General features: G+C 35.5%; 9 protein-coding genes and 1 tRNA gene. 2 read left to right on the top strand and 8 right to left on the bottom strand.

Annotation, left to right across the window (positions count from 1 at the left end):
• Nucleotides 1-102 precede the first annotated feature (102 nt).
• From ACEL90_RS01265 to ACEL90_RS01235, 7 genes are all read right to left on the bottom strand, one after another.
• Nucleotides 103-909 (bottom strand): SDR family oxidoreductase, encoded by an 807-nt coding sequence (locus ACEL90_RS01265; RefSeq protein ID WP_182309590.1) that lies wholly within the window; start codon nt 907-909, stop codon nt 103-105.
• A gap of 5 nt (nt 910-914) precedes the next feature.
• Complete coding sequence (locus tag ACEL90_RS01260) at nt 915-1,559, bottom strand: alpha/beta hydrolase (protein ID WP_319606718.1); 645 nt, start codon at nt 1,557-1,559, stop codon at nt 915-917.
• Between the two features lie 397 nt (nt 1,560-1,956).
• Nucleotides 1,957-2,322 (bottom strand): hypothetical protein, encoded by a 366-nt coding sequence (locus tag ACEL90_RS01255; RefSeq protein ID WP_423349065.1) that lies wholly within the window; start codon nt 2,320-2,322, stop codon nt 1,957-1,959.
• Between the two features lie 121 nt (nt 2,323-2,443).
• A complete protein-coding gene (locus tag ACEL90_RS01250) occupies nt 2,444-4,111 on the bottom strand; it encodes a M24 family metallopeptidase (RefSeq protein ID WP_423349064.1) in 1,668 nt (555 codons plus the stop codon).
• Nucleotides 4,112-4,119: 8 nt separating this feature from the next.
• A complete protein-coding gene (gene mnmG / locus ACEL90_RS01245) occupies nt 4,120-6,042 on the bottom strand; it encodes a tRNA uridine-5-carboxymethylaminomethyl(34) synthesis enzyme MnmG (protein WP_423349063.1) in 1,923 nt (640 codons plus the stop codon).
• 114 nt (nt 6,043-6,156) lie between these two features.
• Nucleotides 6,157-6,570, bottom strand: coding sequence for a hypothetical protein (locus ACEL90_RS01240; RefSeq protein WP_423349062.1), 414 nt, complete (start codon nt 6,568-6,570; stop codon nt 6,157-6,159).
• A 93-nt stretch (nt 6,571-6,663) separates the two neighbouring features.
• A tRNA-His gene (locus tag ACEL90_RS01235) sits at nt 6,664-6,739 on the bottom strand.
• 150 nt (nt 6,740-6,889) lie between these two features.
• On the opposite strand from ACEL90_RS01235, the gene murJ reads away from it, so the two are divergent.
• Both murJ and ACEL90_RS01225 read left to right on the top strand, forming a co-directional pair.
• Nucleotides 6,890-8,377: a murein biosynthesis integral membrane protein MurJ gene (murJ, locus tag ACEL90_RS01230; RefSeq protein ID WP_423349061.1), complete on the top strand. Its 1,488-nt coding sequence runs from the start codon at nt 6,890-6,892 to the stop codon at nt 8,375-8,377.
• Between the two features lie 3 nt (nt 8,378-8,380).
• A complete protein-coding gene (locus ACEL90_RS01225; RefSeq protein WP_423349060.1) occupies nt 8,381-10,924 on the top strand; it encodes an AsmA-like C-terminal region-containing protein in 2,544 nt (847 codons plus the stop codon).
• 54 nt (nt 10,925-10,978) lie between these two features.
• Here the strand turns inward: ACEL90_RS01225 and ACEL90_RS01220 are convergent, their stop codons facing one another.
• Nucleotides 10,979-12,172: a phage portal protein gene (locus tag ACEL90_RS01220; RefSeq protein WP_423349059.1), complete on the bottom strand. Its 1,194-nt coding sequence runs from the start codon at nt 12,170-12,172 to the stop codon at nt 10,979-10,981.
• Between the last annotated feature and the right edge of the window lie 125 nt (nt 12,173-12,297).

The raw sequence follows: 12,297 nt of genomic DNA, 5'->3' as shown, positions 1-12,297 counted from the left end.
TGTTTCAGCATTTGTCATAAATCCTTAATTATTTCTGACTTTTTAGTTCAGTTTTTAACCATTCTTTCCTTAACTTAATGGCAGTGACAATAAGCCTATCTATCATTCTGATGTGATTTCAGTTTTGTTTACGTGCAAACTCTCTAATCCCACCTTGTAGTTAGGATAAATTAGAGAGACATTAAGATCTTTTTTAATTTTAACATTACTTACTTTTTTTGATCCTAAATAAAAACTCTGTGCATAATCTGGTAACTCAATTGGCTCTGGAGGGCTAACATTGAGAAGTTTGGCCGCATACATTATCACTTCAGATCGTGTAGTGGGTAAATCGTCTGCACAATTGTATATTTCACCAGGTTTTATGTTTTGCATGGAAGAAAATAAAATATTCGATATATCTTCAACGTGAATACGAGAAAAAAAATGCCCTTCTTTTTTCACATTTCTTGCTTTGCCAAGCTGCAAGTCAATTAACACGTTCCTACCAGGACCGTATATTCCAGCTAAACGAAAAATATGTACAGGCAATCTGCTATTTAGCCACTTCCTTTCAGATTTAAGGCGCTTTTCTCCTCTGATTTCTATAGGTTTTGTTTTAGATTCCTCATCAACCCAATTACCAGAGTGATCACCATAGACGCTAGTTGCAGACAAATAACCAAGCCATTTAACATTTTGCAGGCAATCACCGTATCTCTCCACAACATCATCGCCATCTGGAGGAATAGAAATTAAAACGTGCGTTGCACTTTTAAGCAGACCTTGGCTAACTTTCTCATAATTACAGAGGATTACATTTTGTATATTTTTACTTCTTGATGTGCCACTAACTTTCCAACCTAAGTTCAGTAGTTTTTTCGATAAAAATTTAGCTACATATCCATAACCAAAGCAAAACAAGTGCATGAAAATTAATTTTTAAAGTTCTTCTTGATAAATTCTACTCCTAATTTTATTCCCTCTTCATTGATAATATGCCCTAATCCATGAATTGGGTGCCCTTCAACATTTACTCCATTTTCTTTCAGAGCTTTAACCGCTAAGTCGAGGGACGAAAAGGGTACCACGTCGTCAGCATCACCATGGATAACACATATGTTAGGTTTTGATTTGATCTCTGGTGCAGTTTTTGAAGGTAAAAGAAACCTACCAGAGTATGCAACAACTGATGCACAGGATTGAGAGCGGGTGAGAGCTGTATGTATTGCAAGCATTGCTCCTTGAGAAAATCCAACTAAAGAAAGTTGCGTATCTTTTAAATTAAGCTCCTTTAATTTTGTATCAATGAAATGATTTACAATTGATGTAGCATTTTTTACTCCATTATATAGCGCTTCCTCACTACGATCTTCCAAACTGAACCACTGATAACCATCACCTATTTCTCTCTCAAACGGAGCATTGGGTACTGCAAAATATGAACCCAGTAAAAACTTGCTCATAACTTTGGCAAGGTGAATAAAATTATCGCCACTTGAGCCCCAACCATGTAAAAAAATAATCAAATTTTTCTTATTTCCGCCTGCACAAATTTCTGGGCCTTTAAGTTCAATCATTTCTTTTCCTTTTGCGTTTATATTTTTATTTAACACTAATTTTCAAATTTGTAAAACCAATGTGCAATTACGTTCCCGATACTACAGATAAAGTAACTTAGGTTCATCGACGATTTGAAAAACCGTCACTCCGCCACTCGTTAGCGGCTGAGATACCGCGAATGAATCGCGGTATGACGTAGGGAAAACCTTAGCTATAAACCTCAGAAATAAGAAAATAAACTAGAAAAAATACCTCACTATAACTGCAGCCTTAAGCAACGCACCTTATTTATTTACGAAAACTGGTATAAATGCTATGCAAGTAGCTACACTACTTGCACGGCATCAATAATTGACCTCGACTTACCGTCCAACTAGAAAGTTGTATATAGAATGACAGAAATCCAGATGTTATTTACTTACTTTCGATCTTTTCTATCAATTTTTTAACTAAGCCTCTTAGCTTTTTACTGGATTCATCAAGCTCTTGAATCTGCGAGCTGTGCTCTTTCATTAGTTCCTTATAGTTACCTCTTATGTAGTCAATCATTTCCTTCATCTGAGCAATCATCTTGTTAACATCCATACTGCCCAAATCAGGCATCATGCCAGGCATAGCCCCTTCTAACATACCGCCAGCCATAAGCCGCTGAGACATTTGCATAAATGGTTTTAAAGTCTGATTAAGCAATTCAGGATCCTTAGCTAATTTTTCTATTTGCTCTTTGCAAGTATCCATATACTGCTTCATAAATTCATCTTCTTGCCCTTTGTCTATCATAATTATAACCTACCTAAAAATACGTGTTCCTTATTATATATTATTTTAAAATTAAAAACAATACAAAATACCTGTCACAATTGCATTAATACTTTTTAAATAATAAAAAATGCTCCTTTGCTTATAAAGGGTCACATACTTTCTTTAACCACCCTTTATCTTCGACGCTATTTTCTAAGTTTTTATAGACAAATTGATGATAGCTATTTATCCATTCAATTTCATCTTTAGTAAGCATTTGCACATCTATTAGCCTTCTATCATACGGAATAGAGGTTAGTTGTTTAAACCCCAAGAAACCATTTTCATGTTTATCAACATACATCAGATTTTCAATTCTTATTCCATACTCTCCCGGAATGTAATAGCCAGGTTCGTTGGATAGTATCATACCTGGTACTAATTTTACTTTATTACTTTTTGATATTGCTTGTGGTCCTTCGTGTACTGATAGGTAGCTTCCTACTCCATGCCCTGTACCATGCATATAGTCCATTCCAAATTTCCATAAATGCGTACGTGCCAATATATCCAATTCTCCACCAGTAGTGCCGGGGGGAAAGACGACACTTGCTATAGCAATGTGAGCTTTGAGTACTATTGTATAGTGGGTTATTTGTTCATCAGTTGGATTACCAACTACTACAGTTCTTGTCACATCAGTTGTGCCGTCAAGGTACTGGCCACCAGAGTCAATCAAATATAGTCCATTTTTCTGAATTACCTTATTCGTCTTACTGCTTGCACGATAGTGAATTATTGCACCATTTTCATTAAATGCGGAAATTGTTGGAAAGCTCAATTGTTTAAACAAATTCTGCTCTTTTCTGTATTCTAAAATCTTTTCTTCAGCTTCAAGTTCTGTACCAACATTATTTTCAAGCCAAGATAGAAAATTTGTAACTGCCACTCCATCTCTGATATGCGCATTTATAGCCCCAGCTATTTCAGTTTGGTTTTTTACTGCTTTATGAATTAAACAAGGGTCTTCTCTCTCAGCTACCTGTTTATCTTTTATTACAGCCATGATACTCATTGGAGTTGTGTTTGGATCTATAACTATTGAATTTAGCTTGTGCAGCGAATTTTCTAGCTCACTAATATCAAAAATATTTACATGATTGCCTAAATTTGCTTCTATAGTTGAATGTTCTTTATCTTGAATAAACAAATCAACATTACCGCTTTTATACAATATAGCACGACCCAATATACATGGAGTATATTTAGCATTTTCGTTTCTTAAATTTAATAACCATGAAATTGAATTTGGATCAGTTAAAAGCACTGCTTCAGCTTCTTTATCTATACTTTTAGCGACTTTTTCACATTTGTCCTTACTACTTTCACCAGCATGTTCAATAGAATGTAAAACCACTGCTTGTTTTCGATAGTCACTTTTTTTTCCAGCTAAACAGGGTATGAATTTACAGATATTCTCATACTTTCTTATATCTTCGATGGTAAAATATTGCAAATAATAACCTAGTGAGGCAGTCGATGTTAAGTTTGCTTTTATCCATTCGCGTGGATCCTCTTCTTGTATATTATATACTTGAAAATTGCCCCGATCGAGCTGATTGCGAGCTTGTGTAATATAGCGTCCATCCGTAAAAAATGGGCACTTGTTGTCTTTTATAACGATAAGTAGCCCATTTGTTCCTGTAAAGCCACACAGCTTTGTTAGCTCCTCTGAATACTCATTTAAATATTCATCTTTAGTATGCAACATAAATGCATCAACGTTTATCTCGTGCATAAAAGAACGAAATTCCTCGATTTTTGACATAGAACACCTCATACAAAATTAGCAGCCACTTTCGTTTTCCTGTTTCTCAAATACACTAATATGCTCACTATCGCTGCAGGAGTGATGCCTTGTATTTGCTTTGCAATGCCAATCGTTGCTGGTTTTATCGTCTGCAACTTTTCTATTACTTCACTTGACAGGCCTTTAACTTGTGAATAGTTGAAGTTGATTGGAATTTGAGTATTGATTTCCTCTCGTAAAAACTTCATATCTGCTTCTTGTCTTATTAGATAAGGTTTGTATTTTGCTTCAATTTCAACCGCTTCGCATATTTCATTCTTAGTTATGCTACCCACTGCGGTGTCATCCCAGCGCGTGACGCTGCTTAACTCCGGCCATATTTCTTGTAATTTATTCCAGTCGATATTTGGATAGCTAAGTAGATCTAGTGCCGTTTTTCTTATCCCATCATAAGATATTTTGATACCATAAGACCTGAGCTGCTCAGGAGTAATCGTCAAACTCTCTAGTTTTTCTTCAAGTTGCTTAATAGATTTAAGTTTATTCTGTAAAACAGAGTATCTCTCATGCGAAACAAGGGAAATATCATAACCTTTTTGTGTTAATCTTCTATCTGCATTATCTGACCTGATAGCTAGCCTATATTCTGCACGCGAGGTAAATAATCTATAAGGTTCGATCACCCCTTTGGTGACTAGATCATCTATCATTACGCCGATATATGAGTCTGTGCGATGAAGAACAAAGCTTTCTTTTTTTTCAGATGCAGAAAGTGCTGCATTGATCCCGGCAATAATTCCTTGCCCTGCTGCTTCTTCATATCCAGTGGTGCCATTAATTTGGCCAGCAAAATATAGGCCTTTAATTTTCTTAGTTTCAAGAGTATGGATTAGTTCTCGTGGATCAATATAGTCATACTCAACTGCATATCCAGGTCTTAGTATTTCTGCATTTTCAAGTCCCTTGATACTCTTTATCATTTCACACTGCACTTCAATAGGCAATGAATTTGAAATTCCGTTCGGGTATATAGTATCATCATTCAAGCCCTCTGGTTCTAAAAATATTTGATGACTACTTTTTTCTGCGAATTTTTTAACCTTAGTTTCAATGGATGGGCAGTATCTTGGTGCTATAATATCATCCAAATACGAAGAAGCTGACCTGTGAAGGTTCTCTCGAATTATTTTATGCGTGTTTTCATTAGTATGGGTAATAAAGCATGATACCTGAGGTTGGTTAATTTTTTCTGTTAAGTAAGAAAACGGCACAGGTGGATTATCACCCACTTGTTCTTGCAATATTGACCAGTTTATGGTGTCACGATTGAGTCTCGGTGGAGTTCCTGTGCGCAGTCTACCTAGTTTAAAATCATATCTCTTGAGCGTATTTGCAAGTTCTACGGCAGGCTTATCTCCCATTCTTCCTGAAGGGGTTGTTTGTTCTCCTATATGAATCACACCTTGCAGGAAAGTCCCTGTAGTTAAAACGACTTTGCTTGTCAGTATATGTTCTCCTGAGCTTGTTATTACAGCTTTAATGCACGGTTCTCCATTGCCATTACTCTCTATAAGGAAATCGTCAACTGACTCTTCTTTTACCGCCAAATTGTTATAATTTAGAATAATTTCCTGTATTGCTTGCTTGTATAATTTTCGGTCTGCCTGTGCACGCGGGCCCCATACTGCTGCACCTCTGCTGCTATTTAAAATGACTGAGTGTATACTTGCTTGATCGATTGCTCTTCCCATTATTCCATCAAGGGCGTCAACTTCCCTAACTACAACACCCTTTGCAACTCCTCCGATTGCTGGGTTGCAGGACATTTCCCCTATAGTTGAAATTTTATGAGTTATAAGCAGCGTGTTTGCACCAAGGCGAGCTGCCGCTGCAGCCGCTTCGCACCCTGCATGGCCACCACCTACTACTACTACGTCATATTTCTGCATGCTTTTTAGGTAATTCGTACCCTACTAATATTCCGACTATTAGCGGTTAATGTCAAATTTTGTTATTCTAATGCTGCACACTGGAATAACAAAAAGAACCCTTACTTAATTGGTTTAAAGTGATTCGTACCCCTCCCTTTTTGAAGAAAAGCGCTCAACTATAGGTGATATAATATAATTATCCACTTTATCAGTTACAAAGCACCCTGCAATTGGTGCTATGGCTCCTATTACAGCACCTGTTAAAGCCAGTGATTGCATCCCAAGCATTGCACCAGGGAAAATAGCAGTTGCAGCTGCAGCAAGGCCAACTCCGATTGCAGCGCTTGCAACGCATAAAACGGCCATCCCGAAAAGATCTTTTTTGGAGAATGTTCCTTCTTGTACACTACCGCGTATAATACATGCAGCGAATAATATTGAAGGAACGGCAGCAACAATTCCACCTATAACCAAAGTAGATAAAGCTGTAAAACTCAATCCCAAACCTGTCAATGCTCCTATTACTGATGCTGCACCACAAAGCATTAAAAGAACTTTAGTGTCGTCATCAATACAACCTACCTAATTAAATCGATATATTACCACTTGTTCATATTTCCGTAAAGCAGAAAGCTTTAGTGGGGCGAGCGACCAGGATCGAACTGGCGACATTCAGTACCACAAACTGACGCTCTACCAACTGAGCTACGCCCGCCAAGATATAAAATTTCTAACATAAGAGCGCAAATAGTCAATTGATTATTTAACTCTCCTTTTGCAGAGGGTTTTAAGTTTAGCCAATAAATATTTTCATTGATACTTTTACCATTATAGTTAATTGTATTGACACTAATGAAGTAGTGGTATGTTTAAAAGTATTTTCACATTTAGTTTTTTTACGGCTATTTCAAGAATCTCAGGGTTAATAAGAGATGTATTGATTGCTACGGTTATTGGTGCGAACTCTCTTGCAGACATATTTTTTTCTTCGTTTCGTTTTGCCAATCTATTTCGAGCATTTTTTGCAGAAGGAGCGTTCACTACCTCATTCATACCATTATATTCGACAGAATCATATGATAATAAAAAGGCATTTAATTTTGCAAGTAGTGTAATATCCATTACGTTTATTATCTTAGTAATTTTTTGCCTTATCATGCAAACTTTCTCCCCTTATATGATTCAAATTTTTGCTCCTGGATTTGACCAAAGTAAGTTTACCCTTACTGTTACTTTATCAAGAATTATGATGCCCTACATAATCCTTGTTTCAATTGCATCACTTATTGGTGGAATGCTGCAAGTAAAGCAGCATTTTGCTTCAACAGCTATTGCACCAATTGTTTTGAATCTCTGTTTAATCATCAGTTTGTTTTTACCTTACATTGAAACACCGGCTCATAACCTTTCTATAGCTGTCCTTATAGGAGGAATTTTCCAGCTACTTTTGATACTATTTAGTGCATACAAGTTAAAGGCAGCTTTTTCTTTTAGCCTTGAATTAAGCAATGAAGTAAGGTTATTTTTTAAGCGTGTGATACCTGCAATTATCAACAATTGTGTAACTCAAATAAGCTTATGGATTGATACAATCATGGCGAGTTTTATACCAAATGCGGTGTCCTATATATATTATGCCGATAGACTAAATCAACTACCGCAGGGAATAATCGGTACTGCAATTGGTACAGTGCTTCTTCCTTTAATTTCAAAACAGGTGGATAATACTGAAAATATAGTCAAAATACAGAACAAGGCTCTCAACATAGGATTAATGTTAATTATGCCAACAACTGCTGCCTTTATCATTATTCCCGACATAATTTTACTTACGCTTTTTTCTTACGGCCGGTTTGATCATTATGCAGTGCAGCAAACTGTTCCCACTTTAATAGCATTTTCTCTTTCTTTACCTGCATTTATTATAAATAAAGTATTGCTACCTACATTTTTTGCTAAAGGCAATCTGAAAATACCAACCATATTTTCGCTAATGTGTCTTGGAATTAATGTAGTGCTAAACCTTTTGTTAATGAACGAGTATCAGCATACGGGGATTGCTATTGCTACTTCCGTTTCCACTTGGATAAACTCTATTCTATTAATTAGTTATTTAACAATAAATAAAATGCATAAGGTTAGCCAAGCGTTATTGTTAAATGTCATGAAAATTTTTGTAGCAACGGCAGTCATGTCAATAGCCCTTTATATTTTTAATTCTTTGTTGGCAGGATTATTTTTTGATAAAATGTTGGCTCGTATTGTTTATTTAACGACTTTAATAGCTTTGAGTGTTATTGTTTATTTTGGTATTCTCTATTTAATATTTAAGGGAAACTTTAAGCATGTGTAAATTATGAGACTTTCTTTATATGCTATATTATCAATCTCACTGCTATTAATTCTCATGCATGTTGCTGCAACTTTTAAGGATTGGAGTGGCTACAGGAAATATATCATAAAAGAGTTAGAGAAGACGTATGATGCTAAAGTGCATATTGGGGGAAAAATTAAAGTTTCGTTGATTACCCCAAAGCTCACTATTTATAATGTATACGTACAATACAACGAAAATAAAGAGCAAAAGTTGTCAGATTTAATTAGTGTAAGAAAAATTGAAATAAGGCCATCGTTCCTATCGTTGTTTTTATTTTCGTTGCAACCAAAGTCAATCACATTGTTTGGCATGAAAAGCAACAAAGAAAATTTACTTAATATTATAAATACAAACGCCAGTGGTAACACAGTCAATATAGTAATAAAAGACAGCCAAGTAAGTTTCAAGAATGATTTCGCTGATATTGTTAACATAAAGGAAGTTGCTGTAAAAAAAAATAAGCAGTTTTTTGGTAAAGTAAAGGTAGGTGATAATAATTACGATTTTTCAGGAAAGGTTAATGTCACAAAAAGGAATGTACACATTAGTGTTGAATCAAATTTTGTAAATTTGCTATTTACAGGTAATAGAAATCAAGAAGAACTCCAGGGTAATTTAACATTAACAATTAATAACAGTTCCGGTTCTGTGAGTGATTTAGCAAAAATCATTAATCTTAGCTTTCTCTCTTGTGTTATTCCTAGCGAAAATATCAAGATATCATCCAATATAAGTCTTAATGAAAGTGAGTTTACGGCAACTGACTTAAAAATTGATTCCAAAAGCATGCAAGCCAGCGGTACAATACAAAATGATAGAAAAGGCAATCACACTAATTTCAATATTAGCTTCAGTAAAGTTGATTTAGATTCCATACAAAATGATTCACAAAGAACAATGAATATGAAGGATCTTCTGGAATGTTTTAGAGCAGTTGTGCCAAAGAACTTGAGCTTAAATTTTAATATGGAAGCTTCTAACATTCAATATCAAAACAAAATATTGGACAATTTCCGTGCTGTACTAAAATCCACTGATGGCAAAGTAAAAGTTAATACGCTTCTTAAATTTCCTGGAATCAATAATATATCTTACTTATCAGGAGAGATCTCAAACAATAATGTCCTATCTGAATTCAACGGCGATTTATTAGTCGAAGGAAATGATTTTGGGTCATTCATTTCATGTTTTTTCCCTTCTATAAAGATGAAAGAAAACCAGAAAAATCAATTTACACTAAGTTCTAAACTGCACCTTGCACCAAGAATATTATCTATCTCAGACATTAGACTGCTAAATAATAAGGAATCCTTGCAAGGGTCAATTAGAGTAAGCCATACAAAAAAACACAATGTGGTCAATGGTGAATTTAGCATGCATAATCTTGATGCAGATAAATATGATCATTCATTATTTAGCAGTTTACCTAAAATGCAATGGCTGAAAAATTTTCAGTATGATGCAAATATAAAGGCCCGTGTTAATAACCTTACATTGAATGATACGAAAATTAAAAATTTGGATTTTTTGCTGAAAATGGAAAAAGGTAGGCTAGTTGCAGATAAAATAAAACTATCTGGAGAAGATTTCGATATTACCGGTAATGCAAAAATATTAGCAGATCAAAAATACGCCAAATCTTTATTAGATGTTAACCTTACGGGCAGTAAATTTAATGGAAAAATTATTACATTACCAAATTTAGTAGAGACGAAAAGAAATTCAAGAAATGAGATAGATCAAATTCAATGGTCAACAAAGCAGCTTGATTTTTTGGATGATAAAGAAGGCTTTGATGCAAATGTGCAAATCAATACTGCAGAATTTAAAACCGAGCAGAATGTTTTAAAAGATTTTAATTTGGATGCGGTAATGAGAAACAACACTATCACTATCAGGCAGGCAAGTTACGTATTAGAACGCGGGCAAGTGTTTTTTCAGGGTTATTTAAGATCAGACTCAATAAATACAAGGTTTTCTATTGTAAATTTGGACACTAAAAAGATTGGTAAGGTTATAGGAATTGACAATGTAAATGGTCAGGTAAGCTTAAATGGTGAAATCAAAACTCAAGGAAAAAGTTTTCATGATTGGGCTAATAGCTTATCAGGAGATATAAATTTACAAGCGCAGGGAATAGAAGTTATTAATGTAGATTTCAATTCATTTATCACTAATTTGTTAAGCAGTAAGAATAAGTCTGAAATTTCCACACTTGCTTATGTTGATATATATAACGGTAAAACATCTTTTGAAAATATTAGCGGAAAAGCAAGTATTAAGAGTGGTATATGTTCAACTAGTTTACAATTCGGGATTGATCAAGCATCAGGGTCGATCTCTTCTAATTTAACCTTATCTAACTTCGCTTTAGCTTCTATATTCAGGTTCTTTTTCATACCACCAAATTATAGTAATCCAATCTATATCGATATGCATTTGGATGGCCCTATTTGGCGTCCTAAGATGAGTTTTGATGTAGACCAAATCTTCACCGCTCTGGTTGGCAAGAAAAATAGTTGATTTACTTAGGCGTACGGTTTAGGGGACAATGAACTCATCTGAACGGATACAAACTTAACCTAACTCATCACCACCTGGCAGTGGTGGCAAGCCAAATGCTTCTCTCTTTTCGTTGAGCGTCATGAAGCTTGCGTTTTCTACGTATTTCCACAACTTTTGTCTTTTTTCCATGAGAATTTCTATTGCATCTTTGTCATACGACAAGCACAGATCTTCACCAAATCTTGGTATCAGCCAAGAATTCAGGTGACAGATAATATTTTCTAGCGTTGGTAAAACCGTCTGCTCCCAGAGGGATAAGCGTGCTTCGACTAAATTACTATAAGTGTTATCACCTGGTATGCCAAGCAACTGCGGCGGAACGCCAAAAGCCAGGGCAATATCACGAGCTGAACTGTGTTTGGACTCAATGAAATCCATATCCCTCGGCGAAAGACTCATCTCCTTCCACTCCAAGCCTCCTTCAAGCAATATCGGTCTCCCAGCGTTTATAGAACCTGAATAATGATCATTTATCTGCACCTTTAAGCGTTGGTACTGCTCTTGACTTAAACTTCCACCACTTCCATCTTTTGCTGATTTTACAACTATTGCACCACTTGGTCTTGCTCCGTTTTGCAACATCGCTTGATTCCAAGCACCCGCCTGATTATGCTGATCTATGCTATATGCAGCTGCCTCAATTGGTGATAACCCATACCAATCATTCAAAGGATTAAAGGTCTTTAAGTGCAACACTGCTGAACGTCCGGTTAGTTTATCAACTTTAAAGCCATAACTGTTGTTATTTATGGTATAACGATAGATATAAGGAACGTTATTTCTCCCTGGAACAATTTCAACCCTATCTGGGCGCAGAAGATAAAGCTCTGTTGGTGGTTTTCTACTATTCTGTGACTCAATCATCAATATATAAGAATTGCCGTTAACTAACCGATAAGTTACAATCCCCTCAATAAATTCCGATTTTGATGTCATTGGATTAGGAGAATAAAGTAATTTCAGTAATGGATGGGCTTTTAATTGCGATTTTCCCTGTTCAGTAAGCTGGCAGAGAGTAAAAGGTACCGAAGATGCAGCACTTGCAATCATATTGATTGCTCGAAAGGCAATAACATTTTTTATGTAACCTTCCTCAGCAAAACTTACATAATCACGCTTACTCCAACTTGGCTCCATCATTAGTTGCAAAGCAGAATATTTAGTAAATACTGCGCTTTTTTTTCTTTGAAAAATATTGAGATTCATATATGCCTCATGAAAGATGTTTAAAAGTTAAAAGTGTTTTAGATTCTGTAGTTAAACTAAGACATAGATCCCAGTGTCACGCACTGGAATGACAAGAAGAGGGCACTGGGATGACAGGAAAAGAA

It is taken from the genome of Wolbachia sp. wLmal (assembly GCF_049435495.1).
Classification (GTDB): Bacteria; Pseudomonadota; Alphaproteobacteria; order Rickettsiales; family Anaplasmataceae; genus Wolbachia; species Wolbachia pipientis.
Note: the sequence above shows the minus strand (reverse complement) of the source record. Positions and strands in the feature narration are given on the sequence as shown.

Excerpts from the sequence above, each read along its gene's own strand:
- ACEL90_RS01265 (WP_182309590.1), bottom strand. The coding sequence starts at position 909 with ATGCACTTGTTTTGCTTTGGTTATGGATATGTAGCTAAATTTTTATCG.
- ACEL90_RS01260 (WP_319606718.1), bottom strand. The coding sequence starts at position 1,559 with ATGATTGAACTTAAAGGCCCAGAAATTTGTGCAGGCGGAAATAAGAAA.
- ACEL90_RS01255 (WP_423349065.1), bottom strand. The coding sequence starts at position 2,322 with ATGATAGACAAAGGGCAAGAAGATGAATTTATGAAGCAGTATATGGAT.
- ACEL90_RS01250 (WP_423349064.1), bottom strand. The coding sequence starts at position 4,111 with ATGTCAAAAATCGAGGAATTTCGTTCTTTTATGCACGAGATAAACGTT.
- mnmG (WP_423349063.1), bottom strand. The coding sequence starts at position 6,042 with ATGCAGAAATATGACGTAGTAGTAGTAGGTGGTGGCCATGCAGGGTGC.
- ACEL90_RS01240 (WP_423349062.1), bottom strand. The coding sequence starts at position 6,570 with ATGCTTTGTGGTGCAGCATCAGTAATAGGAGCATTGACAGGTTTGGGA.
- murJ (WP_423349061.1), top strand. The coding sequence starts at position 6,890 with ATGTTTAAAAGTATTTTCACATTTAGTTTTTTTACGGCTATTTCAAGA.
- ACEL90_RS01225 (WP_423349060.1), top strand. The coding sequence starts at position 8,381 with ATGAGACTTTCTTTATATGCTATATTATCAATCTCACTGCTATTAATT.
- ACEL90_RS01220 (WP_423349059.1), bottom strand. The coding sequence starts at position 12,172 with ATGAATCTCAATATTTTTCAAAGAAAAAAAAGCGCAGTATTTACTAAA.